Source organism: Microbacterium sp. KSW4-4, from assembly GCF_023091185.1.
Lineage (GTDB): Bacteria > Actinomycetota > Actinomycetes > Actinomycetales > Microbacteriaceae > Microbacterium > Microbacterium paraoxydans.
Genome location: NZ_JAHWXJ010000002.1, coordinates 1,306,436 through 1,331,820 on the forward strand (window position 1 = coordinate 1,306,436; position 25,385 = coordinate 1,331,820).

Here is a 25,385-nt window from a genome sequence, read left to right on the forward strand (position 1 = left end):
CCGACGCGGACGGGACAGGGCCGTCGGGCTAACGTGGAGTCATGAGCGACGTGCGCGAGTGGTCCCGCAGCGACGCAGCGCGGTTCTTCCGCGCGCCGACCGCCGAGGATGACAAGTACTCGCGGGGCGTCGTGGGCATCCGCACCGGATCGGCCGCCTACCCCGGCGCCGCGGTGCTGGGCGTCGAGGCCGCCTGGCGCACCGGTGCCGGATTCGTCCGCTACGTCGGCGCGCCGTCGGCGGTGGCGGCGGTGCTCGCCCGACGCCCGGAGACCGTCGGCGGGCCGGATGCCGGACGCACGCGGATCGGCGCCTGGGTGATCGGCTCCGGGACCGATCCGGACGACCGGAGCGTGGCGGAGGCGCAGGCGCTGCGGGATATCGTCGGCGGCGACGTCCCCGTGGTCATCGACGCCGGAGCGCTCGATCTGGCGCCGACCGCCCGCGCCCCGTTCGTCGCCACGCCGCACGGCCGGGAGTTCGCGCGGCTGCGCGAGCGCGTCGGCATCGACGGGGCGGGGGACGATCTCTCCGACGTCCGCGACGTGTCCGCCGCGATCGACGGCGTGGTGCTGCGCAAGGGCGCACGCACACTGCTCGCCGCACCTGACGGCACGCTCATCGCCGTCGAGGCGGGGACCGGGTGGCTCGCGACGGCCGGGACGGGGGACGTGCTGGCCGGGATCGTCGCCGCCGTGATCGCCGCGAATCCGGACAGCCCGCTCGTCGAGTCCGCCGCGGCGGCCGTCTGGCTGCACGGGCACGCCGCCCGCCTCGCCGCCGCCGCGACCGGGGGCGCGAGCGGCCATCCGATCGTCGCGCTCGACGTCGCGGAGGCGCTGCCCCGCGCGGTCGCGGACCTCCTGTCGTGAGGACCACGGCCCGGGGGAGCGCGCTCGCGCTGTGGATCGCCTTCCTCCTCGTCCACGTCGTGACCGCAGGGCTGGGCTGGGTCTACCCGAGCCAGCCCATGGGGGACGTCGTGCTGGTCTACGAGCCCTGGGCGACGGCCGCGTGGAGCGGCGGGGAGATCGTAGGCGTCACGGAGTCCTGGGTGTATCCGCAGCTCGCGCTCCTGCCGATGATGCTCGCGGCCGTGCTCGCCGCCCCGTTCCTCCCGCTGCTCGGCGTCTCCGGCGCCTACCTGATCGGCTGGGCGCTGCTGGTCACGGTGCTCGACGCCGTCGCGTTCGCCGTCCTCGTCGGGCGCGGACACGTGCGGGCGCGGCGCACCGCCGCGTGGTTCTGGTGCGCGGCGCTGCTGCTCCTCGGACCCATCGCGCTGTACCGCATCGATGCCGTCACCGTGCCGATCGCCGTCGTGGCCGGTCTCTGGCTGGTGACCCGCCCGACCATCGCCGCGGCGCTGCTGACCATCGGCGCCTGGATCAAGATCTGGCCCGGTGCGCTGCTCCTCGCGGCGGTCGTGGCCGCGAGGGCGCGGCTGCGGATGCTCCTGGCCGCCGCGGGCGTCACGGCCGGTGTGGTGGTGGTACTCCTGCTGCTCGGCGCTGACACCGAGATCCTCGGCTTCCTCACCGCGCAGACCGGCCGGGGACTCCAGATCGAGGCGGTCGCCGCGACCCCGTTCCTCTGGATGGCCGTGACAGGGGCCGCCCGCATCGAGTACAGCTACGACATCCTCACCTTCCAGATCGTCGCGCCGGGCGCGGAGGCCCTCGCGACGATCCTCACCCCGCTCCTGGTGCTCGCCGCCGCCGTCGTCACCGTCGTCGGTGGGGTCAAGGCCGCCCGCGGCGCGTCGTTCGCGCGACTCTTCCCGCCGCTGGCCCTGCTCCTGGTGACGGTGCTCATCGCCCTGAACAAGGTCGGCTCGCCGCAGTTCCAGACCTGGTTGCTCGCACCGGTGATCCTGTGGCTCGTGCTCGACCGCCGCCGGGCGCGCACCGCCGCCGCCCTCGTGCTCGCGCTGTGCCTGCTCACATGTCTCGTGTATCCCCTGAGCTACGACGGGCTGCTGCGGGCCGAAGCCGCCCCCGTGCTGCTGCTCACGATGCGCAACGCTCTGCTCGTCGTCCTCGCCGCCGTGAGCGCCGTCGCGCTCGCGCGGGTCCCCGCCGTCCGTCGTCCTCGAACTCAGGAGTGAACCCATGCTGATCGCCTTCTCCGTCGCCCCCAGCGGCACGCCCGCCGACGGTGCCGAGCGCACCGATGCCTCCGTGCACGACGCGGTCGCCGCGGCCGTGCGCGTCGTCCGCGCGTCGGGCCTCCCGCACCGCACGACGAGCATGTTCACCGAGATCGAGGGGCCCGACTGGGACACCGTCATGGACGTGGTCAAGCGCGCGACCGAGGCGGTCCTGCCGTTCGGCTCCCGGGTGTCGCTCGTCCTCAAGGCGGACATCCGCCCCGGGTACACGGGAGAGCTCGACGCCAAGGTCGAGCGTCTGGAGGCGGCGATCGAGGAGTCCGGCGACCGGTAAGCTGAACCGGTGAATCCCTCGACACCTTCGAGGGGTGCGGCGAAGTGGGCGCTCCTCTCCCTCGCCATCGGCAGTTTCGGCATCGGCATGACCGAGTTCGTCGTCATGGGCCTGCTGCCGAACATCGCCGCCGACCTCCTCCCGTCCGTCTGGGCGTCGAGCCAGGAGGAGGCGCTGAGCCAGGCCGGCTGGCTGATCTCGCTGTACGCACTCGGCGTGGTCATCGGCGCCCCGACCATCGCCGGCTTCGTCGCCCGCTATCCGCGGCATCGGGTGATGATCGTGCTCGCCCTCGCGCTGACCGTCTTCAACGCGCTCACCGTGGTGCTGCCGACGTTCGAGCTCGTCGGGGTCTCGCGCTTCCTCGCCGGACTCCCGCACGGCGCCTACTTCGGCATCGGCGCGCTGGTCGCCGCCGATGTGATGGGGCCGGGCAACCGTGCCAAGGGCGTCGCGTTCATCCTCACCGGGCTCACGGTCGCCAATGTCGTCGGCGTGCCGCTGGGCACCTTCCTCGGCCAGGAGTGGGGCTGGCGCGCGGCCTTCGCGGTCGTCGCGCTCGTCTTCGCGCTCGCCACCGTCTTCATCGCGCTGTTCGTGCCCGCGCACCCGGGGAACCCCGGACGCACGATGCGGGCGGAGCTCGGGGTGTTCCGCATCGGTCAGGTCTGGTTCACGCTCGGCGTCGGGGCGATCGGCTTCGGCGGGTTCTTCGCCGTCTACAGCTACATCGCCCCGCTCGTGACGGAGGTGGCCGGATCGCCGGACTGGGTCGTGCCGATCGTGCTCGTGCTGATGGGGCTCGGCATGACGGGCGGGAACCTCGTCGGCGGTCATCTCGCGGACATCGACCTCCGCCGGACGCTGCTGCTGGGCCTCGCCGCGATGGCCGTCGTGTTCGCTCTCCTCGCGGTGCTCTCGTTCTGGATCGTGAGCCTGAGCCTCGTGGTCGTCCTCGTCGGTTTCGTCTCCTCCGTGCTCAGCCCGACGATCCAGACGCGGTTGATGGACGTGGCCGGCGACAACCAATCCATCGCGGCGGCCATGAACCACTCCGCTCTGAACATCGGCAACAGCCTCGGTGCCTTCCTCGGGGGCATCGTGATCGCGATCGGCTGGGGCTTCACGGCACCGGCGTGGACCGGGGCGGTGCTCGCGGTGGCCGGACTCCTCATCGCTCTGGTGTCGTACCGCGTGGAGGCACGGCGGGTCGCGCAGAGGCCGGTCCTCGCGTCGTAGAGTGACGGGGTGACCGCTCCCGACGACGACCTCCCGCTCGCCGGAACCGTCGTGCTGCTGCGCCCGAGCCCCGGTGGCTTCGAGGTGCTGCTGCTGCGCCGTCCGTCGCGGGGCTCCTTCGCGGACGCCTGGGTGTTCCCCGGGGGGAAGGTCGAGCCGGAGGATCGGCGGGCGGGCGCGGCGGAGATCGACGACGCACGCCGGGCCGCCGCCCGGGAGACCGCGGAGGAGGTCGGACTCGTCGTCGACGACCTGGTGCCTCTGTCGGAGTGGCACCCGCCCGCGGAGGCACCCGTGCGGATCCGCACCTGGTTCTTCCTCGCCCTCGCCCCGGATGCCGAGCCGTCACCGGCGGCCGACGAGGTCGTCGAGCTCGCCTGGGTGTCACCGGACACGGCCTTCGAGCGGCACGCGACGGGGGAATGGCGGCTCTTCCCGCCCACCTGGGTCACGCTGCACCGGCTCTCCGCCTTCACCGACGTCGAGGCCGCGCTGGCGTCCGGCGGAGCGGTCGAGCTGTTCCAGACGGAGGTGCGCGACGGGGGCGGGGCGTTCGGCTGGGCGCAGGGGACTCTTCACGCCCACACCCTGCCGTGGCGGTTCGACCCGGCCTGACGCGGTTCAGGCGTCGAGCAGGCGCCGCAGGTGCGTACCGACGGCCTCGGTCTCGATGAGGAACCCGTCGTGGCCGAAGTCGCTCGTGAGCACCACCGCCTCGCCGTCGAGCACGTTCCGGATGCTCCGGGCGATCCGCTGCTGACCGTCGACGGGGAAGAGGCGGTCGCTGTCGATGCCGAGGACGAGGGTCGTCGCGGTCACCGCCTTCAGGGCCTCCTCCACGCCGCCGCGGCCGCGGCCGACGTCGTGCGAGTTCATGGCCTCGACGAGGGTGATGTAGCTGTTGGCGTCGAAGCGGCGCGTGAACTTGTTCCCGTGGAAGTCGAGGTAGGACTCGACGGCGAAGCGTCCGCCGTGACCGAGCGGCGACACGTCCGACTGCCAGGAGCGCTGGAACCGCTGGTTGAGCTCGATCGGGCTGCGGTAGTTCAGCAGCGCCATGCGGCGGGCGAGGGCCAGGCCGCGGTGCGGGCCGTCGCCGTCCGCGAGGTCGTAGTACTCGCCGCCCTGGAACCGCGGGTCCATGCGGATGGTCTCGAGCTGCACGGTGTTGAGCGCGATCTGGTCGGCCGTGGTGACCGGGGGCGAGGAGAGCACGGCGAGGCGCTGCACCCGGTCGGGCTGCGAAACCGCCCATTCCAGGGCATGCATGCCACCCATCGAGCCGCCGATCACCGCTGCCCAGGTGTCGATGCCCAGTGCGTCGGCCAGGCGCACCTGCGCCGCCACCTGGTCGCGGATCGTCAGGTACGGGAAGCGCGACGCCCACTCGTAGCCGTCCGGCGCGATGCTCGCGGGGCCGGTCGATCCCTGGCAACCGCCGAGCATGTTCGGCGCGATCACGAACCACTCGTCGGTGTCGAGCGGCGCACCGGGGCCGACGACGTCCTCCCACCAGCCGGCGGTCGGGTGGCCGGCACCGGCGTCTCCGCGCACGTGGCTGTCCCCGGTGAGGGCATGCAGGACGAGCACGGCGTTGTCGCGTGCGGCGTTGAGCTCCCCCCAGCTCTCGTACGCGAGGCGGATGCCGGGGAGCTGGGCTCCGCTCTCCGTGTCGAAGGGGCCGAACGCGGCGAATCGGCGGCCGCCGACGGGGTCGCCGTCGCGCCAGGCGCCGGTGGCCGGTGGCCGGGCACGGAGCAGCCGGACGTCGGCCTCCGTCACCGGTGCCGACGGCACCGTGTCTTCGGAGGTCGTCTGCCAGTCCATGTCTCCATTCTCGCCTGGCCGGTCGGTCCCGGCCCGCAGGTTACGACACCGGAAACGACGAAGGCCCCGGACCGTGCGGTCCGGGGCCTTCGCGGAGAGGGGGCTCAGGCGCGCGCGGCCTCGGAGACGGCGCGGGCGGCGGCGAGCGCCTGGTCGAGATCGGCCTTGAGGTCCTCGATGTTCTCGAGTCCCACGGACAGGCGGACGAGGCCGGGGGTCACACCCGCGGTGAGCTGCTGCTCGGGCGTGAGCTGGGCGTGCGTCGTGGAGGCCGGGTGGATGACGAGCGAGCGCACGTCGCCGATGTTGGCGAGGTGGCTGAACAGGGAGAGGCTGTTGACGAACTCGCGTCCGGCCTCGACACCGCCCTTGAGCTCGAACGACAGCACGGCGCCGACACCCTTCGGGGCGTACTCGTTCGCCTTGGCGTACCAGGGCGAGGACGGCAGGCCGGAGTAGTTGACCGCGGCCACGTCGTCGCGGCTGTCCAGCCACTCGGCGATCTCCTGGGCGTTCTGCACGTGGCGCTCGATGCGCAGCGACAGCGTCTCGACACCCTGGATGAGGTTCCACGCGCTCTGCGGGGCGATGGCCGAGCCGAGGTCGCGGAGCAGCTGCACCCGGGCCTTGATGATGTAGGCGAGCGGGTCGCCGACCGCGGCCGTGTAGCTGGCGCCGTGGTACGACGGGTCCGGCTCGGTGAGTCCGGGGAACTTCTCGACGTTCTCCGACCACGCGAACGAACCGCCGTCGATCACGACGCCGCCGATCGTGGTGCCGTGGCCGCCGAGGAACTTCGTGATCGAGTGGACGACGATGTCGGCGCCGTGCTCGAACGGACGGATGAGGTACGGGGTCGCGATCGTGTTGTCGACGATCAGCGGGACGCCGTTCTCGTGCGCGATGTCGGCGACCGTGCGGATGTCGAGAACGTTGATCTGCGGGTTGCCGATGGTCTCCGCGAAGAACAGCTTCGTGTTCGGGCGGACGGCGCGACGCCACTCCTCCGGGTCGTCCTGGTTCTCGACGAAGGTGACCTCGATGCCGAGCTTGGCGAGGGTGTACTTGAAGAGGTTGTACGTGCCGCCGTAGATCGAGCTCGACGCGACGAAGTGGTCACCGGCCTGCGCGATGTTGAGGATCGCGAAGGTGGAGGCGGCCTGACCGCTGGAGAGGACGAGGGCGCCGGTGCCCCCTTCGAGCGCGGCGAGGCGCTGCTCCAGGACGTCCTGGGTCGGGTTCTGGATGCGGGTGTAGATGTTGCCGAACTCGGCGAGCGCGAAGAGGTTCGCGGCGTGGTCGGCGCTGTCGAACACGTAGGACGTGGTCTGGTAGATCGGCGTCGCCCTGGCCTTGGTGACCGGGTCGGGGGCGGCGCCCGAGTGGATCTGCTTGGTCTCGAAACGCCAGGTCTCGGGTGCGGACATGTGTTCCCCCTGGAACGGTCGGAAGGTCGGATGGGCTGGTGCCCTTGCAGCGAGAGTACGGAATATCGCGCCGTGTCAACAACGACCGGGAAATGTGACGTAACACGGCGAGGGGGCTGCGAACGGGCGGAACCCGCGCGGACATCGTACGGTGGAGGACATGGCCAACAGACGTGCAGTGGTGACAGGTGCGAGTTCCGGGATCGGTCAGGCGACGGTGCGGGTGCTGCGGTCTCGGGGGTGGGACGTCGTCGGCGTCGCCCGCCGCGCGGACCGGCTCGCCGCCCTGTCCGCCGAGACCGGGGCGTCGACGATCGCCTGTGACCTGACCGACGACGCGGCGGTGGCGGCGCTCCTCGGGGAGCTCGAGCGCACCGGACCCGTGCACGCCCTCGTCCAGGTCGCCGGTGGCGCGCGGGGGACCGACCGCGTCGAGGACGCCGCGCTCGCCGACTGGCAGTGGATGTACGACGCGAACGTCCTCGCGACCCAGCGCCTCGTCGCCGGACTGCTGCCGCTGCTCCGTCGCACCGCGGACGTGGACGGACACGCCGACCTCCTGTTCGTGACCTCGACGGCCGCGCAGACCGCCTACCCGGGCGGCGCAGGCTACAACGCGGCGAAGGCGGCCGAGGCGATGCTCGTCCGCGCGCTGCGTCAGGAGCTGAACGGCGAGCCGCTCCGCGTGGCCGAGGTCGCTCCGGGGATGGTGCACACGGAGGAGTTCACGCTGAACCGGCTCGGGGGCGACGCCGTCGCCGCGGAGGCCGTGTACTCCGGGGTCGAGGCGCCCCTTCGCGCCGAGGACGTGGCGGACGTGATCGCCTATGCTCTGGACGCTCCCGCCCACGTGAACCTCGACCTCGTCACGATGCGGCCCGTCGCCCAGTCGGCGCAGCACCTGCTCGCGCGAGGCCCGCTGCGGGTCCGGCCCGTCGAGTGAGCGGAGGACGCACCCTCGCGGAGCTCGCCGACGAGGGACTGATCGACGCGGGATGGGCGGAGGCGCTGGCCCCGGTGCAGGACACCATCACGGCGCTCGGGGAGCGGCTGCGCGCCGAGCAGGCGGCCGGTCACGGATATCTCCCCGCGGGGCCGAACGTGCTGCGCGCCTTCCAGCGTCCACTCGCCGACGTGCGTGTGCTCATCACGGGCCAGGACCCCTATCCGACCCCCGGGCACCCGATCGGGCTGTCGTTCGCCGTGGACCGCGATGTGCGGCCGCTGCCGCGGAGCCTGACGAACATCTACAAGGAGCGGGAGGCCGACCTCGGCCTCCCGCCCGCACCGCACGGAGACCTCACCGCGTGGAGCGATCAGGGCGTGCTGCTGCTCAACCGCGTCCTGACGGTGCGCCCCGGAGCGGCCGCCTCCCACCGCGGCTGGGGATGGGAGCAGGTGACGGAGCTCGCGATCCGCACCCTCGTGGCCCGGGAGCAGCCGCTCGTCGCGATCCTCTGGGGGCGTGACGCGGCGAACCTCCAGCCCCTTCTCGGCGACACCCCCGTGATCGCCTCGGCGCATCCGTCCCCTCTCTCCGCGAGCCGTGGCTTCTTCGGCTCCCGGCCCTTCTCCCGCGCGAACGCGCTCCTGGAGGGACTCGGCAGTGCTCCGGTGGATTGGAGGGTGGAGGGCGAGGCGTCCGGCTCTCTAAGCTGAGCGCATGCAGTTCGAGCCGGGGGACCGCCGCCGCGTTCTCCCGCGTCATCTGCGACCGGCGACCGCGCCGGACACGTTCTCCTACGTCATCAGACCGGCACGCGCGGCCGATCTGCCGCACGTGCGGGAGATCTACAACCACTTCGTCAGCAATTCGGCCGTCACCCTGGACGAGCGCCGCAGCAGCATCCCGTATTGGCGGGACAAGTTCACCCTGCTGGAGCGGCTCGGGCTGCCCTTCCTCGTGGCGGTGTCGCCCTCCGGCGCCATCCTCGGGTATGCGCTCGCGCAGCCGTGGGCGGGCAAGAACGCCTACCGGTACACGGTCGAGGACTCGATCTACCTCGGTCCCGGCGCGGCCGGCAAGGGCCTCGGGTCGGCCCTTCTGCAGGCGCTGATCGCGGCGTGCGAGCAGCGGGGGCTCCGGGAGATGGTCGCCGTCGTCAGCGACCAGGGTGCGGAGGCCTCGATCCGGCTGCACGAGAAGCTGGGCTTCGTGGAGGCCGGTCGTATGGGGCGCGTCGGCCACAAGTTCGGCCGCGACCTCGGCACCGTCTACCTGCGCCGTGCCCTTCGCCCGTCCCGCCCTCGCCGTCGCCTCTCGCTCTTCCCGCGCTGACCCCTCGACCCACCCCTTTGCGTGCCTCCCACCCCGTTGCGAGCGCACGCAAAGGGCCGGGGCGGCCGCAAAGGGGTGGGTCGGCGATCAGGCGTCGGGGATGACGGGGATCGCGGAGAGCAGGGTGCGGGTGTAGTCCGCGGTCGGGTGCAGGAGCACGTCGCGCGTCGGACCGCGCTCGACGATGCGGCCGTCCTTCATGACGACGACCGTGTCGCAGAGGTTCTGCACCACGCCGATGTCGTGCGACACGAGCAGCAGCGTGAGCTCGTCCGAGACTCGGAGTTCCGCGAGCAGCTCGAGGATCTGTGCGCGCACCGTGACGTCCAGCGCCGACAGCGGCTCGTCCCCCACGAGGATCCGCGGACGATGGACGAGCGCACGGGCGAGAGCGATCCGCTGCCGCTGCCCCCCGGAGAACTCGTGCGGATAGCGGTCGCCCATCTCGGGGTCCAGGCCGACCCGGGCGATGACCTCGCGCACCCGTGCCCGATGGTCGCCGTCGATGCCGAGGGCCCACAACGGCTCCCGCACGATCTGCCCCGCGGTCATCCGGGGGTCGAGGGAGGCGTAGGGATCCTGGAAGACGAGACCCGTCTGCCGACGCAACCAGTGCAGGGATCGCGCGGAGGCCCCGGCGTCGACGATCCGGCCGTCGACCGACACGGTGCCCGCGGTCGGTCGGTCCAGGCCCAGCAGGAGTCGCACGAGTGTCGACTTCCCCGAGCCGGACTCGCCGATGATCCCCAGGGAGGCGCCCTCGGGCACGTCGAGGTCGGTCGGCTGGAGCGCCGTCTGCCGCCGCTTCCGCTCGAACGCCGTCCGCTTCGGCACGACGAAGTCCCGTCGCAGCCCGCGCGCTTCGATGAGGCTCATGCCGCTCCTCCCTCGGGCCGCCACAGCGTCGCGGTCGCGTCCCGCAGCAGCCCCTGCGTGACGGGAGAGGTCGGCGCGGTCAGCAGCCCCGACACCGGTGCGCTCTCGACGACGCGACCGTGCTCCAGCACCACGCCCTCGGTCGCCACCTGGGACAGCACCGCGAGGTCGTGCGTGATGAACAGGAGCGACATGCCCTCGTCAGCGACGAGCCCGAGCAGCAGCGACAGGATCTCGGCCTGGATCGTCACGTCGAGGGCCGTCGTGGGCTCGTCCGCGATCAGGAGCCGCGGACGGCAGGCGAGGGCCATGGCGATCGCGACGCGCTGCCGCTGGCCGCCGGAGAGCTGGTGCGGATACCGGTCGACGATGGTCTCCGGATCGGGGAGTCGCACGCGGGCGGCTTCCGCGATCGCCCGCTCGCGGGCCTCGCGCCTGCCCAGGCCTTCGTGGATGCGGATGGACTCCGCGATCTGGCGGCCGACCGTCCGGATCGGGTTGAGCGCCGTCCGGGGCTCCTGGAACACGATGCCGATGTCGTCACCGCGCAGCCGGGCGAGCTCACGGTCCGGCATCCCGATCAGCTCAGTGCCGTCCCACCGGATGCTCCCGTGCGCCGTCGCGCCCTCCGGCAGCAGCCCGAGCACGGCGAGCGCCGTGAGGGACTTGCCGGAGCCGGACTCGCCGATCACCCCGAGCCGGGTGCCGTCGGGGACCTGGAGCGAGACGCCGTCGACCACCCGGCGTCCGTCGATCTCGATGACGAGATCCTCGACCGTCAGACTCATGCGACCACCGCCGGTGTGTGCGTCTCGGCGGCACGGTGCCGCAGGGTGGGGTCCGTGGCTTCGCGGAGCCCGTCGCCGAGCAGGTTGAGGGCGAGCACGGTCAGGGTGATCGTGAGCCCGGGCCAGATCACGGTGAGAGGGTGCACGCCGATGTAGCGCTGGAGATCCGCGAGCAGCAGCCCCCAGCTCGGTTCCACGACCGAGGCCCCGAAGCCGAGGTACGACAGGCCGGCCTCCGCGAGGACGGCGACGGCCATCGACCACGAGAGCTGCACGATGAACACCGGAGCCACGTTCGGGAGGAGGTGACGGACGAGGCTCTGCGCGGGGGTGAGGCCGGACGCGCGCGCGGCGAGCACGAAGTCGCTCTGCTGCACGCGACGCAGCTCCGGCCGCGTGACCCGCGCGATGTTCACGCCGAACCCGATCCCCACCGCCCAGATCACGACCCAGAGCGATCCGCCCCACACCGACGAGATCATCATCGCGATCAGCAGCACGGGGAAGGCGATGAGGATGTCGACGAACACGGCGACCGTCTCCCGCGCCAGCCGGGTGGTCAGGGCGCCGAGGGCGGCGAGGGCGATCCCCACCACAGTGGCCACGAGTCCGGCGCCCACGCTCACGAACACGGTGGTCCGCGCCCCCGCCATGAGCAGGCTCAGGATGTCGCGTCCGGTGTCGTCCGTACCGAGCAGGTGCGGCCAGCCCGGCGGCAGCCAGCGGTCGCCGATGTTCGAGGCCCGCGGGTCGAACGGCGTCCAGAAGAGGGACACGACGGCCGCCAGGGCGACGATGGCGATGACGATCAGTCCGAAGCGGCCGGTCGAGGTCCGCCAGAGCCGAGGGAACCACCGAGCGCTCATGCGGCCTCCCGCTGTCGAGGGTCGATCGCCCGGTGTAGCAGATCCACGAGGAAACCGACCACCAGCACGAAGCCGGTCAGCACGAGCAGCTCGCTCTGCACCTTGACGAGGTCGCGGGTGCCGACGTCGGTCACGAGCATGCGGCCGATGCCCGGAAGCGTGAACAGCTGCTCGATCACGACCGAGCCGACGATGATCCCGGCGACCTGGAGGCCGAGCACCGTGATGATGGAGAGCCCGACCGCCGGGATGCCGTGCTGGATGAGGGCGCGGGTCTTCGTCAGACCCTTGGCGGCCGCGGTGCGGACGAAGTCCTGTCCGGCCGCCTGCAGGGTCGCGCTGCGCACGAAGCGCATGAGCATGGCGCCCTCGACGATGCCGATCGTGAGGGCGGGCAGCAGCAGCGCCTCGATCGCTCTGCCCGGTGTCGACCACCCGGTGCGGGGGAAGCCCTGGGGCGGCAGCCAGCCGAGCCACACGGAGAACACGACGATCAGCATCATGCCCGCCCAGACGACGGGGACGGCCGCGAGAGCCTGCGCGCCCACGCTGAGCGCCGTGCCGTCGCGGTGGCCGCGACGCAGGGCGGCGAGGATCCCGAACGGCACGGCGATGAGCACGGCGATCACCAGCGACATGATCCCGAGCGGAACCGTGACCTGTGCCTTCACCAGCAGCTCCTCGCCGACGGAGGCGCCGGACAGCAGCGACGTGCCCAGGTCGCCGCGGAGGATGCCGCCGATCCAGTCGGCGTACTGCGCGAGCAGAGGCTGGTTCAGCCCCAGCGACTCCCGCAGCGCCTCGACCTCGGCGGGGGAGGCCTGGGTGCCGGCGATGAGCTGGGCCACGTCGCCGGGGAAGACGCGCAGGGTGAGGAAGATGAGCGCGCTCGACACGAGGAGCCCTGCGATCAGCAGGGCTCCTCGGACGAGCGCGTAACGCAGCACGGAGCGTCGACCGTCGTCAGCTCGCGGCGGAGACGGTCACACCCGCGAGGTTGATGCGCGAGTTGATCGAGTCCTCCGGGAAGCCGCTGACCACCGGATTCACGGCGGTGATGGTCTGACCGTTGTAGAGCCAGTCCGCAGCGTGGTCCTCGGACACGATCCGGGCCGCCTCGGCGAGGAGCTTCGCGGAGGCCTCGGGATCGACCTCGGCCAGCGCCTGCGTGTAGAGGTCCTGCACCTCGGCGTTGTCGTAGCCGAAGTAGTAGTCCGGGTTGGCGAAGTTGCCGAAGTCCCGCGGCTCGACGTGCAGGACGAAGCTGAGGTCGTAGTCCTTGTTGGTGTACACGTCCTCGAGCCAGGTCGGGAACTCCACGGAATCGACCTCGAGGTTCACGCCCACCTTGTCGAAGTCCGAGATGAGCACCTTCGGGACGGTGGTGCCGTAGAACGACGGGATCGTCAGCGTGAGATCGAGGTCCTCCTGGCCGGCCTCGGCGAGCAGCTCCTTGGCCCGCTCGGGGTCGTAGGAGATGACGTCGGAGAGGTCCTCGTAGCCGGGGTCGAGCTCGGGGATGGGGCCGTACAACGGCGTGCCGGCGCCGACGGCCTCGATGAGCGCCTCGTGGTCGATCGCCAGGCGCAGGGCCTCGCGCACCCGGACGTCGTCCAGCGGCGCCTTCTTGTTGTTGAAGGCGAGCGTAGCCTTGTCGGTCGTGCGGCCCGTCGTGAGGCTGAAGTCACCCGAGTCCTCGAGCTGCGGAGCCAGGTTCGGGTCGACGGCGGTGAGGACGTCCACGTCGCCGGCGAGCGCCGCGTTCACGCCAGCCGTGAAGTCGGGGATGTACTGGAACTCGACCTCGGCGACGCCGGCCGGCTCGCCCCAGTAGTCGTCGTTGCGGGCGAAGGTGATCGTGCTGCCCTTGTTCCAGCGGGTGAGGGTGAACGGTCCCGTGCCGTTCTCCGCGGTCTTCAGATCGGTGGTGTCGCCCTTCTTGAAGACGAGGCCGGCCGGACCGGTGAGGGCGAAGAGGAAGTTCTGGTTCGGCTCGGACAGCACGATCTCGACGGTCGTGTCGTCCGGAGCGGAGATCGAGGAGACGGACGCGAACTCCGCGTTGCCCTGCACGGTCTCGTCGGTGCGGACGGTCTCGTAGGAGGAGACGACGTCGGCCGCCGTCAGAGGCGAGCCGTCGTGGAAGGTGATCCCGTCGTTGAGGGTGAAGGTGTAGGTGAGGCCATCGTCCGACACCTCGTAGTCCGAGGCGAGCCGCTCCACGACCTCGTTGTCCTGCGTGCGGCTGACCAGTCCCTCGTAGATGTTGTCGATGAGGATCTGCTCCAGCGCGGCACCGCTGGTGTGGCGGATGTCGAGGTTGGTGGGCTCGAGCACGAGACCGACGTGCAGGGTGGCGTCGGGGTCGGGTTCGCCGCCCGCCGACGGTGCAGGGTCGGCGGAGCCGGAGCAGGCGCTGAGGATCACGGCGGTGGCCGCGAGGGCGGAGATCAGCGCGAGGCGTCGATGACGTCGGAACATGGGTGTTTCCTCTCGGTGCGGCAGGTGCTGTGTGCCGGTGGGACGAGCCTAGGGTCGGGCGGGATGCGGCGCGGCGGCCGTGGAACGGAACGTCATATTCCGGCGGCGGCCGCGGAGCCGACGAGAGCGGCGAGGTCTCGGGGTGCCGTCTCCTGCACGTTGTGCGTGGCGTCCATCGCGACGACCCGCGCCTCCGGGAGGCGGCGCTGGAATTCCTCCGCGTCGGCAGCGCTCACGAAGCCGCGCTCGGCGCGGACGAGCGTGACGGGCGCAGTGACCGCCGCCAGGTCGTCCCAGCCGGTCTCATGCAGGACCGACGGTGCCGTCGCGGTGCCGGGGTCGTGGGCGGCCAGAGCGGTGGCGGCGAGGTGGGCGAAGTGGTGCTTCCACTCGACGCGGCCGTCCGCGCGGACACGGGTGTTGAGGAAGACGCCGCGCTCGGTCTCGGGGCGAGTGCCGCCGAACCCCAGGGCCATCGCCTTGTCGACGAGCTCGTCGCGGGTCGCGAAGTCCGTGGGCCCGGCGTAGAACTCCCGGAGCGCCGCGGGGCCGGCGGACACGTCGATCCCGGGAGTGATGTCGACGACGATCAGAGCGGCCACGAGGTCGGGCCGCGCCGCGGCGACGGCGGCGCCGGTGAGACCGCCGAGCGACTGTCCCACCAGGATCTGCGGCGCGGAGACCCACGCGTCCAGAGCGGCGACGACGTCGGCGGCGAGGGTGCGGGGGGAGTAGTCCGCGTCGTCGCGCCAGGAGGAGTCGCCGTGGCCGGCGAGGTCGATCGCCAGGAGCGGCTGCCCCAGCGCCAGCGCCGTCGTGTCCCAGGTGTGAGCGTTCAGACCGGCGCCGTGCAGCAGAGTGATGCGCGGCGGCTCGGACCCGAAGTGCAGCCCGCTCACGACGCGACCCTCGGGGAGGGGGAGCGTCAGGCGCTCCACGGTCGGAAGCGGCACGCCGAGCGCGTCGGCCTGCGCGGGAAGATAGGAGAACTCGCTGGTGTCGATCGCCACGCGGCTATTCTGCGCCCCGATTCGACCTCGCAGGAAATGTCGGAGCAAAGTGACAAGATGAAAGATGATAAGGCAGCGCGATATGCAGAGAAACAGCGCTCGCAGGTTCGCAGTCTGCATTTCAGTGAGGCCGGTCGCGCACCGTCTCCCGCGCCCGGCGCCGAATATCATGGAGGTATGACCGAACAGCGCGTGCACCTGTCCAAGACGGAGCCTGCGGCCTACCAGGCCCTCGACGCCTTCTCGAAGACGGTCGGCGCGATCTGCGCCGAGAACGGGATCGACGATCGCCTGAAGGAGATCGTCATGATCCACTGCTCGCAGCTGAACGGCTGCAGCTATTGCACGCGGGTGCACGTGGACCGGGCGGTCGCCGCAGGACTGGATGTCGACACGATCAGCCAGATCTCGGTGTGGCGCGAGAGCGGTGTGTTCAGTGATCGGGAGCGTGCCGCGCTCGAACTGGCGGAAGCCTTCACGTTCATCGCGGAGGACGGCATCTCCGACGAGGTCTACGACCTGGTGGGGAGCGTGTTCACCGAGAAGGAGTACGCCGCGTTGAGCTGGGCATGCGTGTCGATCAACGCCTTCAACCGCATCGTCATCGCCGGGCGCTATCCGGTGCCCCCGCGCGGCTCCCAGGCGGGGGCGTGACGATCCTCGACGTCGAGGGCGTCACGAACGTCCGGGACGTCGGCGGGATCCCCGCGGAGGGTGGGCGCATCCGCCCCGGCGTCCTGCTGCGCTCCGGTCAGCTCTCCACCGCGACGACGAACGGCGCCGCGCTCCTGAGGTCTGCGGTGCGCCACATCGTCGACCTCCGCGACGGGGAGGAGGTCGCCGCGGAGCCGAGCGAGATCGAGGGCCCGGAGACGACTCATCTGCCTTTGTTCCTCGGGTCCGTGCGCTCCTTCTTCGAATCCGACACGAGCCTCGACGACCTGTACCTGCATCTCCTGGAGGAGAGTGGGGAGCGCCTGGTCGCCGCTGTCCGGGTGATCGCCGCGGGGGAGCCGACCCTGGTGCACTGCACGGTGGGCAAGGACCGCACGGGTGTGACGGTCGCGTTGGCGCTCTCGGCGGTCGGCGCCGATCGGGATGCCGTCATCGCCGACTACGCCCTCACCGAGTCGCAGTTGCCGGCCGAACGGTCGCGGCGCATCGCCGCGTATCTGCGGTCGCAGCACCCCGAGGCGGTGCACGCGGTGGATCTCGCGACCCGCTCTCCCGCCGAGGTGATGCGTCGCCTGCTGGCCCAGGTGGACGAGCGCTGGGGGTCGGCGGCCGGCTACCTGCGCGCGAACGGCATGACCGAGAGGGAGCTCACCGCGCTGCGCGAGGCCCTCGTCGAGCCGGTGACGGAAGAACGCGTCGTCGAAGGTTAGGCAAGCCTTCGCTTGGTGTACGATGGGATCACCATGGACACCACGCTCGACACCCGAGGCACGCGTGCGGCTCGCCGCGCGGCGCGCCGTCGCGCACACCACCTGGTGACCGCCGACGAGCACTCGCTGCTCGACCTCGAGGCGTTCCTCGCGACCCTCCCGCTGTGCGCGTCCGGTCGCATCTTCATCGAGGTTCCCGACGCCTCCGACATCGGCGTCATCCACGCGCCCGGTCGCATGACGGTCACCTGGCTCGCCCGCTCCGCACGCTCCGGAGCCCCGGGAAGCGGTCGCGGCTGCGCGCCCGGACAGGCCCTGGCCCGAGCCACCTGCGCATGGGCCGACGAGATGCTCGTGGACGACGAGGTCGAGACGCACGTCACGCTGCTCGGGGGTTACCTCGGCACCGCCGACATCGTCGAGCACCTCACCGACCGCCTCGGCGTGGCCGTGAACCGGATCCGCGTGCCGGAGCGCTTCGGACTGCTTCCCGTCGAGGGCTGAGTCAGCGGGAGCGGCGCACGTAATTGCCGTCTTCCAGCCCCGCTTCGATCTCGAAGCGGTTCCGCAGCGGGTTGCGTCCCGCGAACAGATAGAGCACCGGCATCAGGAAGCCGTAGCGCAGCCACTGCTGCTTGTGCACGGCCTCGTGGCGCAGCACCGCGTCGGTGGGCCGCGCGTCGCCGGTGAGGAAGCACCCGCCCACGCAGACGCCGCCGCGGTGGAAGGTCCATCGGGGCATGCCCCGGAACACCCAGAGTCCGCCGCGCCGTTCGATCGGACCGGTGCTCCACAGCGCGCCCCAGATCCAGCCGACGGCCGTTCCCCAGAGGTAGCCCAGGCGGCTGATCGGGGAGCGCAGCAGGAAGGAGGGGATGCGGCGGTCCGCCCGGCGTCCGCGGGCGAGGCGCTCCGCCGCGACCGCCTCCCAGTCGGGTGCCGGGCTCACGCGACGGCTCCGACGAGGCGCAGGATCGCGCCGAGGTCGTCGACGGCGTCGGCCGGCGTGCGAGGGGCGAAGCCCGCGATGGTCGCCCCGGCGAGGGGGACGCGGCTCCGGAGCTCGCGGATCGCCGTGCTCAGGGACGCGGGGGTCACGCCGAAGGGCACGGCGGCGGAGACTCCGGTGAACGACGCCGGATCGAGGACGTCGACGTCGATGTGCACCCACACCCGCTGCGCCCCGGTGGCCTGCACGGCGTCGGCCAGCGCCGCGGGGTCGTCCAGATCGGCCACCCCGAGATTCCGGAGGCGGTCCCATTCGTCGGTCTCGGACTCGTCGAGGTTCCGGACACCCACGGTGACGACGCGATCGCGGGGGATGCCGGGGGACAGGGCGAGCTGCGGTTCTCCCTCACCGAGGACCGCACGCAGCGCCATGCCGGAGAAGGCCCCGGACGGCGAGGTGTCCGGCGTGTGCAGATCGCCGTGCGCATCGCACCAGACCACGGCGAGGTCGTCGGTTCCGCCGGGGAGCGTGTCGAGTGCGGCGACGGTGATGCTGCAGTCGCCGCCGATCAGCACGGTTCCGGCTTCGAGATGTCCGGCGACGAGATCCCGCGTACGTGTGAGGGCGCTGAGCCGCCGGACGCCCGTGCCCAGCGCCTCGCCGGCTTCGACCGGAACGTCGAGGACCGTCGTCGCCGCACGCGGGAGATCGCCTGCGATCGCCGACGCGCCGTCGACGAGGAGCATCGCGCGCGCGGCGGGCGAACCCTGCCACTGCGGCACGACCAGGAAACGCACCATGGGAGACCTCCCGGAGACGGAACCGCGGATACCCGGGCGTGCGCCCGGGCATCCGCGTCGGTGTTAGTTGCCTTCGAGCGCCTGGCGCGGCGCGGTGCCGCCGGCCTTCAGCTCGGCGAGGCGCGCCTCGACCTCGGTCAGCTCGCCGAGATCCTCGAGGCTCTCGAACTGGGCGTCGAGGCTCGACGCGGCCAGCTCCGCCTTGCCCTGGGCGAGAGCCTCCTGGCGGCGGACCTTGTCCTCGAACCGGCCGAGCTCGCTGGTGGGGTCGAGCACGTTGATGGAGCTGACCGCGTCCTGCACCTTGGTCTGCGCCTCGGCGACCTTGGCGCGGGCGAGGAGCTCGCTGCGCTTGTTCTTCAGCTCGTTGAGCTTGTCCTTCATGCCGTTCAGGCCGCTCTTGAGCTTGTCGACGATCTCCGTCTGGGCCGCGATCTGCGGTTCGGCGCTCGTCGCCTCCCGCTCGGCGCTGATCTGGCGCTGTAGGGCGATCTTCGCGAGGTTGTCGAACTTGTCGGCGTCGGCGGTGTTGCCCGCGCCGCGCATCTCGTCGGCCTTGCGGCTGGCGGCGAGGGCCTTGTTGCCCCATTCGTTGGCCGCCTGCACGTCTTCCTCGTGGTCGCGCTCCAGCAGCCGCAGGTTGCCGATGGTCTCCGCGATGGCGGACTCGGCGTCGGCGATGCTGTTGGTGTAGTCGCGGACGAGCTGGTCGAGCATCTTCTGCGGGTCCTCCGCAGAGTCCAGGAGGGCATTGATGTTCGCGCGGACGAGGGTGGAGATCCGTCCGAAGATGGACTGCTTGGTCATGCGTGGTTCCTTTCAGAGGGGCGTCTTCGAGAGCTTGGCGTATGTGTCTGTGCGGGGGATCAGAAGCGTCGACCTCCGGAGCGTCCGCGTCCGCCGCCGCGGGACCCGCCTCCGCCGAAGCCGGAGCTGCGGAAGCCGCCCGAGGAGCGCCAGCCGCTGCTGCGCCGGGACGAGCCGCCGCCCCCGCCGCCGGCGAGGAGTCCGCCGATGATCCCGCCGAGGATGTCCCCGCCGATGCCGGAGCCGCCGGAACGGGACCCGGAGCCGCCGAAGACTCCGCCCCAGCCGTCGTCCGCGTAGGCGCCGGGGGAGTACGCGCGCAGGTCGGCCTCCGCTGCGGATGCGGCCTCGCGCGCGAGACCGAGCGCCCGCTGGGCCTCGGCCAGGGCGTTCTCGACATCCGACGTGCGCAGGGTGAGGGCCTGGGTCAACGCGGCATCGGCGGTCGCCAGGCGCGTGCGGGCGGTGGAGCCCACGGTGCCGCGGCGTGTCTCGATGAACTCCCGGGCAGCCCGGATCTCGGAGGCCGCCTGGGCGAGGGTCTGCTCCAGGAGCTGCTGGGCCCTTCGGGCGCGCTCCACGGCTTCGTGTCCGTGCGCGATCGCCTCGTCGATCTGCGCGTTCGCCGCCGTGAGGGCGTCGAGGGCCCGTTGCGGGTTGCGTGGCGTGGCGACGAGGTCGGCCTGCGCTGTCTGCAGCTGCGCGGTCACCGCCTGGGACGCACTCGCCAGGGCACCGGTCGGGTCGGGCAGTTGCGCCGCCGCAGCCACATCGCCTTGGAGCTCGGTGACGAGCGCCTGCGCCTGCGCCTCGATGCCGGACAGCTCGGTGCCGAGCGCCGTGATCGCCTGGATCAGCTGCGCCGCCTGCGCCACCGCCTGCTCGGCCGTGCGGATCGCGAACGCCGCCTCACCGGAGCGTCCGCTCGTCAGTGCCGGTGCCGCGGCATCGATCGCTCGATCGGCCAAGGACACGCGCTCCTGCGCCTGTGCCGGATTGTCCGCAATGGTGCTCAGGGCGGCCCGGTCGTAGGTCGCGGCGAGAGCGGCGAGGGCGGGAGCGGCCGAGGCGAGGAGCGGCGTCAGATCGGCGCGCTCTCGTCGTACCCGCTCCAGCTCCTGCGGTGCGTTCTGCTCGAGCTGGCGCAGCTCGTCGAAGGCCTCGGTGTTGTCGTCGAGGATCTCGTCGATCTCGTCGGCCAGCCGGATGATACGGATGTGCCAGGCGCGCCGGTCGTGGACGGAGTCCTCGATCTCATCGTCGAGCTTCTGCCGGAGATCGAACGCCTCGGCGATCTTCGCCTTCGCCTCGTCGACGGCGCGGGAGAACTCCGCGGTCGCGCCCTCGCCGTACTGCGCCACGGCGAATCCCAGCTCCTCCCGACTCGAGGTGATCGCGTCGTCGGCGCGGACGAGTGCGACGCCGGCCTGCTGCTCGACCTGGGCATCGGTGAGCGTGGAGAACGGGTCGGCGGGATCCGGGGTCTCCGGCATGGCGCCCCGCTCGCGGATGGCTGCGTTGCGGCGTGCGCGTCGGACCAGAGCGACGATGAGCCAGATGAGCAGGGCGGCCGCGACCACCCCGACGACGATCAGCGTGACGCGGAGCGCTCCGGCACCGCCGTCCCCCTGGATCTCGTCGGCGGCCAGCGTGATCGCGCCGACCCAGTCGCCGTCGCCGGCGAGCGGGGCGATGGCGTCTTCGATGGCGGCGAGCTGCACGTCGCTCAACGGCCCGGAGGAGTCCGCGGAGATGTAGAGGCTGCGCCCCTCGACGGCGATCGCGAGGAGGTACTGATCAGGGCCGAGCCGGTTGTCGTTCGCGACCTGGTCGGCCCAGGCGACGCTGTCGCTCGGGTCGGTGAAGTCGTCGACGAGGACGACGAAGAGATCGGCGGAGGAGTTGTCGGTGAGCTCCTGCAGGCGCGACTCGACCTGTTCCTCCTCGGCGGGGGAGAGGACGTCGGCCTGGTCGGTGACATACCCGGAGTCGAGCGTGAGCGGATCGGTCGCGGACGCCGCCGAGGCGGACAGCGCGCCCGTCGCGACCGCGAGGGCGAGAGCGCCCAGCGCCAGCCACCGTTTCGTCATCGTGTTCCCTCCGACCGGCAGCCGAGCCCCATGTGTCGAGTCTATGCACTGGGTCCGACACGCGACAGCACTCGCGCGCGTCTCGGCGTTCGCCCTCAGCGGAGACACATACGCTGGAAGGCATGGACGACAGGTACGGATCGGACGTGCTGGCGGCGGGCTGGCGCGAGCGCGGCGTGAAGCCGGTGCCGCAGGTGCCCGCGGAGGTCGATCTCGTGGTCGAGGTCGCGGCGGACGGATTCTGCGGTGCGGTGACCAAGGTGCAGGGCGGTGCGGTGGAGCTCGAGGACCGCGTCGGGCGACGGCGGCTGTTCCCCCTCGGCGGCGGCTTCCTCATCGACGGGGCACCGGTCCGCCTCACGGTGCCGGCGGCATCCGCGCAGGGACCCCGCCGCACCGCCTCCGGCTCCTTCGCGGTGGCGGATCAGCGGGCGCGGACGGCGCTGCCCAGCCGGATCCTCGTCGAAGGACGGCACGACGCCGAGCTCGTCGAGAAGGTGTGGGGTGCCGACCTGCGCGTCGAGGGCGTCGTCGTCGAGTACCTCCAGGGCGTGGATCTGCTGGACGACCTCCTCGCGGCGGAGCCGCCGAGCGCACGCCGGCGGTACGGCGTCCTCGTCGACCACCTCGTCCCCGGCTCGAAGGAGTCCCGCATAGCCGAGGCGGTGGCCCGCGGACCGCACGGCCGGCACGTCCGCATCGTCGGCCACCCGTTCGTCGACGTCTGGCAGTGCGTGACCCCTCGGGCCCTCGGCATCGCGGCGTGGCCCGAGATCCCGCGCGGCATCGACTGGAAGACGGGCATCTGCCGCGCCTTCGGCTGGCCGCACGAGACGCAGGCCGACACCGCCAGGGCCTGGCAGCACATCCTGTCGAAGGTCACGACCTACCGCGACCTGGAGCCCGCGCTCCTGGGCCGGGTGGAAGAGCTGATCGACTTCGTCACCGAGCCCGCGGGCTGACCGCGTCCGGCGGTGGCGGCGCCGGCGACTACCCTGGATCCATGCCCGAACCGCGTACCTTCCGCGACGAGCCGGTGTCCTTCGTGCGTCGGAGCGGCCGGATGTCCGAGGCGCAGGAGCGCGCCTTCACCGATCTCGCCCCGCGCTATCTGCTGGATGTCCCGCGCGCGGTGGCGTGGACCTCCGTGCACCCCGAGGCGCGGTTCGACGTCGCCGCCGAGTACGGCCGGGAGGCGGACCTCTTCGTCGAGATCGGCTCCGGCCAGGGGCATGCCATCGTCGCCGCCGCGTCGAACCGGCCGCGCGACGACTTCCTCGCCGTCGAGGTCTTCCGCGCGGGCCTCGCCCGGACCATGCTCGACGCCGACCGTGCGGGTGTACAGAACCTCCGCGTCGTGGAGGCCAACGCGCCGGAGGTGCTCTCCTCGTACCTGCCGGAGGCCGCGGCGGCCGAGGTGTGGATCTTCTTCCCCGATCCGTGGCACAAGAAGCGCCACACGAAACGTCGTCTGGTGCGGCCCGGATTCGGTGACACGGCGGCCAGGGCGCTGCGCGACGGCGGCCTCCTGCGGCTCGCGACCGACTGGGAGGACTACGCGCTCCATATGCGGGAGGTGCTGGACGCCGAGCCCCTGTTCGAGCGGGCCTTCGAGGGCGACTGGGCCGAGCGGTTCGACGGTCGGGTCATGACCGCGTTCGAGCGGAAGGGTCTCGCGAAGGGGCGCGACATCCGCGATCTCGTGTACCGCCGACGGGATCGTGCATGACGCAGGCCCCTCCGAGCGCGCCCGTGGGGGTGCGCCTCGTCCCGGCGGCGCTGGTGTGCGCGGCCGCCCCGGCCTTCTTCGTCGTGGCGCTGCCCTGGCTCGGCTGGCTGCTCCTGGCGCTGGGCGTCGGTGCCGCCCTGCTCGTGGAGCGCCGCGGCGAGCCGCTCCCCGGGCCCGACGGATCCCGGCGGCCATCGCTCACGCGGGACCTCTCGCTGATCGCGCTCGGCATGCTCATCGTGAGTGTCATCCCGCTCGCGGCGGAGCTCGACAACCTGGCCATGCTGCGCTTCACCCTCGCGCTCGGCGGTGCGGTGCTCGTGCCGTATCTGATCTCGCGGTTCGCCTTCCGCGACCGGGCGATCCGGTTCCCCTGGCGGACGGGGCAGCGCTGGGGAGTGCTGCACTGGGGCTGGCTCGTCGCGGTGCTGGTGCTCGGCTGGCTGATCCTGCCCTTCTACTTCATCACCAGCGGCGTCTATCAGAACTGGCCCGTGGTGGACACGCCCGATCTCATCGCGCGGCTGTTCGTCGGCGTCGGCGCGGTCGGCATCTGGGATGAGCTGTTCTTCATCTGCACCGTCTTCGCGCTGCTGCGGCGCCATTTCCCCGATGCGCTCGCGAACGCGCTGCAGGCCGTCGTTTTCGTCTCCTTCCTGTGGGAACTCGGGTACCGCGAATGGGGGCCGCTGCTGACCATCCCGTTCGCGCTCCTGCAGGGATTCATCTTCCTCCGGACGCACTCGCTGGCCTACGTCGTCACGGTGCACCTCCTCTTCGACGCGGTCGTCTTCGCCGTCCTCGTCCACGCCCACAACCCGGGGCTGCTGCCGATCTTCCTCGTCTGACGGGGTGACTTCCCCGGCGTCAGCGGCCACACTCGATGCATGGCCGAGTGGGTGCTGCATGTCGACATGGATCAGTTCATCGCCGCGGTCGAGGTGCGGCGCCGCCCGGATCTGGCCGGACGGCCGGTCATCGTCGGGGGCCGCGGCGACCCGACCGAGCGGGCCGTCGTCTCGACGGCGTCGTACGAGGCGCGCGCCTTCGGCATCGGGTCGGGGATGCCGTTGAAGATCGCGGCGCGCAAGGCGCCGGAGGACGCGGTGTTCCTGCCGGTGGATCACGCGGAGTACGAGCGGGCGTCGGACGAGGTGATGGCGGCGCTGCGGACGCTGCCCGACGTGGTGCTGGAGGTGATCGGGTGGGACGAGTGCTTCCTCGGCGTCGTGACCGACGACCCGGAAAGCGTCGCGCGGGCCGCGCAGCGCGCGGTGGAGGAGGCGACGGGTCTGCACTGCTCGGTGGGTATCGGAGACAACAAGGTGCGGGCGAAGATCGCGACGGAGTTCGGCAAGCCGCGAGGCGTGTTCCGGCTGACGGCCGACAACTGGTTCGCCGTGATGGGCGACCGGCCGACCCGTGACCTCTGGGGCGTGGGGCCGAAGGTGCAGAAGCGGCTCGCGGCACACGGCATCGCCACGGTGCGCGAACTCGCGGCGGCGGACGAGGAGACCTCGTCGCGGAGTTCGGTCCCAAGATGGGGCGGTGGTATCTCGGGCTGGGCTCCGGGCTGGGGCCGCGGATCGTCGACGACACTCCGTGGGTGGCACGGAGCCACAGCCGGGAGACCACGTATCAGCAGAACCTCACGACGCCTGAGGCGGTGGAGGACGCGCTGCGGGAGCTCGCGGGACACGCGTTCGACGACTGCGCCGCCGAGGGGCGCCCGGTCATGCGGGTGCATCTCAAGGTGCGGTACGCCCCGTTCGAGACGAGGACATTCGGCCGGAAGCTCCCGGCTCCCACGGCTGATCGAGAGGACGTGGTCGCGATGGCGCTCGCCCTCGGCGAGACCCTCGACCCCGCCCGGGAAGTGCGTCTGCTCGGCGTCCGTGCCGAGATGACGATGCCCGACGAACCGGACGGCGTCGAACGCACCCCCGTGCGCGGTCGCATCTGACTCAGTCGCGGACCGTCGCGGCGATCGCGCTCACCTCGATGAGGGTTCCGGGCACGCCGAGGCCCGCCACCCGCGCGGCGGTCACCAGCGGCGGGGCGCCGTCCCTGGCGAGGGTGGCGGCCACGGCACCGTACGCCGCGCGCAGGTCGGCATCCTGGTGGATGAGGATGGTCCAGCTCACGACGTCGTCGAGCGTCACCCCCGCCGACTCCAGCGCGACCCGGGCGTTGTCGAGAGCTCTAAGCGCCTGCGCCCCCACGTCGGGGGAGACGACGGCGCCGGAGGCGTCGACACCGTTCTGCCCTCCGATGTAGACGGTGGTCGCCCCCGGGGGGATGACGGCGGCGTGACTGAATGCGGGGCTGCGGACGAGGCCGTCCGGCTGCAGGAAGGTGATGTCCATGCGCAGATCATGCCCGAGGGCAC

At 71.6% G+C, this 25,385-nt stretch carries 28 protein-coding genes and 1 pseudogene; 16 read left to right on the plus strand and 13 right to left on the minus strand.

The features are described 5' to 3' along the window. Nucleotides 1–41: 41 nt before the first annotated feature. From KZC57_RS15780 to KZC57_RS15800, 5 genes are read left to right on the plus strand one after another with little or no spacing between them, the layout of a single operon-like run. A complete protein-coding gene (locus KZC57_RS15780) occupies nucleotides 42–872 on the plus strand; it encodes an ADP/ATP-dependent (S)-NAD(P)H-hydrate dehydratase (protein ID WP_247642161.1) in 831 nt (276 codons plus the stop codon). Next, on the plus strand, nucleotides 869–2,107 hold the full coding sequence (locus tag KZC57_RS15785; RefSeq protein ID WP_247642162.1) for a hypothetical protein: 1,239 nt from the start codon (nucleotides 869–871) through the stop codon (nucleotides 2,105–2,107). Before KZC57_RS15780 ends, KZC57_RS15785 begins: the two co-directional genes overlap by 4 nt. 4 nt (nucleotides 2,108–2,111) lie before the next feature. Beyond that, entirely contained in the window at nucleotides 2,112–2,444 is a 333-nt protein-coding gene (locus KZC57_RS15790) for a thiamine-binding protein (protein WP_105949572.1), read from the plus strand. Between the two features lie 9 nt (nucleotides 2,445–2,453). Beyond that, nucleotides 2,454–3,683, plus strand: coding sequence for an MFS transporter (locus KZC57_RS15795; RefSeq protein ID WP_247642163.1), 1,230 nt, complete (start codon nucleotides 2,454–2,456; stop codon nucleotides 3,681–3,683). 9 nt (nucleotides 3,684–3,692) lie between these two features. Then, complete coding sequence (locus KZC57_RS15800; RefSeq protein ID WP_060923548.1) at nucleotides 3,693–4,298, plus strand: NUDIX domain-containing protein; 606 nt, start codon at nucleotides 3,693–3,695, stop codon at nucleotides 4,296–4,298. A 6-nt stretch (nucleotides 4,299–4,304) separates the two neighbouring features. Here KZC57_RS15800 and KZC57_RS15805 read toward each other — a convergent pair whose 3' ends face one another. Next, complete coding sequence (locus KZC57_RS15805) at nucleotides 4,305–5,510, minus strand: homoserine O-acetyltransferase (protein ID WP_247642164.1); 1,206 nt, start codon at nucleotides 5,508–5,510, stop codon at nucleotides 4,305–4,307. A 104-nt stretch (nucleotides 5,511–5,614) separates the two neighbouring features. Continuing rightward, on the minus strand, nucleotides 5,615–6,937 hold the full coding sequence (locus KZC57_RS15810) for a bifunctional o-acetylhomoserine/o-acetylserine sulfhydrylase (RefSeq protein WP_025103077.1): 1,323 nt from the start codon (nucleotides 6,935–6,937) through the stop codon (nucleotides 5,615–5,617). Nucleotides 6,938–7,097: 160 nt separating this feature from the next. On the opposite strand from KZC57_RS15810, the gene KZC57_RS15815 reads away from it, so the two are divergent. From KZC57_RS15815 to KZC57_RS15825, 3 genes are read left to right on the plus strand one after another with little or no spacing between them, the layout of a single operon-like run. After that, entirely contained in the window at nucleotides 7,098–7,880 is a 783-nt protein-coding gene (locus KZC57_RS15815) for an SDR family oxidoreductase (RefSeq protein ID WP_174521450.1), read from the plus strand. Next, nucleotides 7,877–8,596 (plus strand): uracil-DNA glycosylase, encoded by a 720-nt coding sequence (locus tag KZC57_RS15820; protein ID WP_025103079.1) that lies wholly within the window; start codon nucleotides 7,877–7,879, stop codon nucleotides 8,594–8,596. Before KZC57_RS15815 ends, KZC57_RS15820 begins: the two co-directional genes overlap by 4 nt. A gap of 4 nt (nucleotides 8,597–8,600) precedes the next feature. Next, a complete protein-coding gene (locus tag KZC57_RS15825) occupies nucleotides 8,601–9,215 on the plus strand; it encodes a GNAT family N-acetyltransferase (RefSeq protein ID WP_144880899.1) in 615 nt (204 codons plus the stop codon). Between the two features lie 87 nt (nucleotides 9,216–9,302). Here the strand turns inward: KZC57_RS15825 and KZC57_RS15830 are convergent, their stop codons facing one another. The 6 genes from KZC57_RS15830 to KZC57_RS15855 all read right to left on the minus strand — a co-directional run bounded on the left by KZC57_RS15830 (nucleotide 9,303) and on the right by KZC57_RS15855 (nucleotide 15,236). Then, the gene (locus KZC57_RS15830; protein WP_247642165.1) at nucleotides 9,303–10,091 is read right to left on the minus strand and encodes an ABC transporter ATP-binding protein; all 789 of its coding nucleotides are present in this window, start codon (nucleotides 10,089–10,091) and stop codon (nucleotides 9,303–9,305) included. Continuing rightward, nucleotides 10,088–10,879 carry an ABC transporter ATP-binding protein gene (locus tag KZC57_RS15835; protein WP_060922987.1) on the minus strand — a complete coding sequence of 264 codons (792 nt, stop codon included), beginning with the start codon at nucleotides 10,877–10,879 and terminating at the stop codon, nucleotides 10,088–10,090. The genes KZC57_RS15830 and KZC57_RS15835 overlap by 4 nt, the downstream gene beginning before the upstream one ends. Beyond that, nucleotides 10,876–11,745, minus strand: a complete 870-nt coding sequence (locus tag KZC57_RS15840; RefSeq protein WP_060922986.1) for an ABC transporter permease — start codon at nucleotides 11,743–11,745, stop codon at nucleotides 10,876–10,878. Before KZC57_RS15840 ends, KZC57_RS15835 begins: the two co-directional genes overlap by 4 nt. Next, nucleotides 11,742–12,692, minus strand: coding sequence for an ABC transporter permease (locus KZC57_RS15845; protein WP_060922985.1), 951 nt, complete (start codon nucleotides 12,690–12,692; stop codon nucleotides 11,742–11,744). Before KZC57_RS15845 ends, KZC57_RS15840 begins: the two co-directional genes overlap by 4 nt. A 16-nt stretch (nucleotides 12,693–12,708) precedes the next feature. Further along, complete coding sequence (locus KZC57_RS15850; RefSeq protein WP_060922984.1) at nucleotides 12,709–14,226, minus strand: ABC transporter substrate-binding protein; 1,518 nt, start codon at nucleotides 14,224–14,226, stop codon at nucleotides 12,709–12,711. Nucleotides 14,227–14,318: 92 nt separating this feature from the next. Beyond that, nucleotides 14,319–15,236, minus strand: a complete 918-nt coding sequence (locus KZC57_RS15855; RefSeq protein ID WP_060922983.1) for an alpha/beta fold hydrolase — start codon at nucleotides 15,234–15,236, stop codon at nucleotides 14,319–14,321. Nucleotides 15,237–15,413: 177 nt separating this feature from the next. On the opposite strand from KZC57_RS15855, the gene KZC57_RS15860 reads away from it, so the two are divergent. Genes KZC57_RS15860 through KZC57_RS15870 form a run of 3 tightly spaced genes read left to right on the plus strand, consistent with a single transcriptional unit; the run spans nucleotide 15,414 to nucleotide 17,125 of the window. Further along, on the plus strand, nucleotides 15,414–15,890 hold the full coding sequence (locus tag KZC57_RS15860) for a carboxymuconolactone decarboxylase family protein (protein WP_144880903.1): 477 nt from the start codon (nucleotides 15,414–15,416) through the stop codon (nucleotides 15,888–15,890). Continuing rightward, complete coding sequence (locus tag KZC57_RS15865) at nucleotides 15,887–16,621, plus strand: tyrosine-protein phosphatase (RefSeq protein ID WP_060922981.1); 735 nt, start codon at nucleotides 15,887–15,889, stop codon at nucleotides 16,619–16,621. The genes KZC57_RS15860 and KZC57_RS15865 overlap by 4 nt, the downstream gene beginning before the upstream one ends. 33 nt (nucleotides 16,622–16,654) lie before the next feature. Next, the gene (locus KZC57_RS15870) at nucleotides 16,655–17,125 is read left to right on the plus strand and encodes an SIP domain-containing protein (protein ID WP_060922980.1); all 471 of its coding nucleotides are present in this window, start codon (nucleotides 16,655–16,657) and stop codon (nucleotides 17,123–17,125) included. A 1-nt stretch (nucleotide 17,126) separates the two neighbouring features. Here KZC57_RS15870 and KZC57_RS15875 read toward each other — a convergent pair whose 3' ends face one another. The 4 genes from KZC57_RS15875 to KZC57_RS15890 form a co-directional block, all read right to left on the minus strand. Continuing rightward, nucleotides 17,127–17,570, minus strand: a complete 444-nt coding sequence (locus KZC57_RS15875; RefSeq protein ID WP_060922979.1) for a hypothetical protein — start codon at nucleotides 17,568–17,570, stop codon at nucleotides 17,127–17,129. Next, on the minus strand, nucleotides 17,567–18,370 hold the full coding sequence (locus KZC57_RS15880; protein ID WP_247642166.1) for an arginase family protein: 804 nt from the start codon (nucleotides 18,368–18,370) through the stop codon (nucleotides 17,567–17,569). Before KZC57_RS15880 ends, KZC57_RS15875 begins: the two co-directional genes overlap by 4 nt. A 63-nt stretch (nucleotides 18,371–18,433) precedes the next feature. Then, the gene (locus tag KZC57_RS15885) at nucleotides 18,434–19,177 is read right to left on the minus strand and encodes a PspA/IM30 family protein (protein WP_025103092.1); all 744 of its coding nucleotides are present in this window, start codon (nucleotides 19,175–19,177) and stop codon (nucleotides 18,434–18,436) included. Between the two features lie 59 nt (nucleotides 19,178–19,236). Beyond that, nucleotides 19,237–21,267 (minus strand): TPM domain-containing protein, encoded by a 2,031-nt coding sequence (locus KZC57_RS15890; protein WP_247642167.1) that lies wholly within the window; start codon nucleotides 21,265–21,267, stop codon nucleotides 19,237–19,239. Between the two features lie 122 nt (nucleotides 21,268–21,389). Between KZC57_RS15890 and KZC57_RS15895 the strand changes: the two genes are divergently transcribed. The 5 genes and pseudogenes from KZC57_RS15895 to KZC57_RS16590 all read left to right on the plus strand — a co-directional run bounded on the left by KZC57_RS15895 (nucleotide 21,390) and on the right by KZC57_RS16590 (nucleotide 24,959). Next, nucleotides 21,390–22,229, plus strand: a complete 840-nt coding sequence (locus KZC57_RS15895; protein WP_247642168.1) for a DUF3097 domain-containing protein — start codon at nucleotides 21,390–21,392, stop codon at nucleotides 22,227–22,229. Nucleotides 22,230–22,270: 41 nt separating this feature from the next. Next, a complete protein-coding gene (trmB, locus tag KZC57_RS15900) occupies nucleotides 22,271–22,996 on the plus strand; it encodes a tRNA (guanosine(46)-N7)-methyltransferase TrmB (protein WP_247642169.1) in 726 nt (241 codons plus the stop codon). After that, on the plus strand, nucleotides 22,993–23,844 hold the full coding sequence (locus KZC57_RS15905; protein ID WP_060923042.1) for a CPBP family intramembrane glutamic endopeptidase: 852 nt from the start codon (nucleotides 22,993–22,995) through the stop codon (nucleotides 23,842–23,844). The genes trmB and KZC57_RS15905 overlap by 4 nt, the downstream gene beginning before the upstream one ends. Before the next feature lie 66 nt (nucleotides 23,845–23,910). Further along, nucleotides 23,911–24,522 (plus strand): annotated as a pseudogene (locus KZC57_RS16585) (DNA polymerase IV); the annotation flags it as partial. A gap of 14 nt (nucleotides 24,523–24,536) precedes the next feature. Further along, nucleotides 24,537–24,959, plus strand: a complete 423-nt coding sequence (locus tag KZC57_RS16590) for a hypothetical protein (protein WP_370670662.1) — start codon at nucleotides 24,537–24,539, stop codon at nucleotides 24,957–24,959. A 1-nt stretch (nucleotide 24,960) separates the two neighbouring features. On the opposite strand, the gene KZC57_RS15915 is transcribed toward KZC57_RS16590, so the two are convergent. Then, a complete protein-coding gene (locus tag KZC57_RS15915; protein ID WP_060923047.1) occupies nucleotides 24,961–25,362 on the minus strand; it encodes a RidA family protein in 402 nt (133 codons plus the stop codon). Between the last annotated feature and the right edge of the window lie 23 nt (nucleotides 25,363–25,385).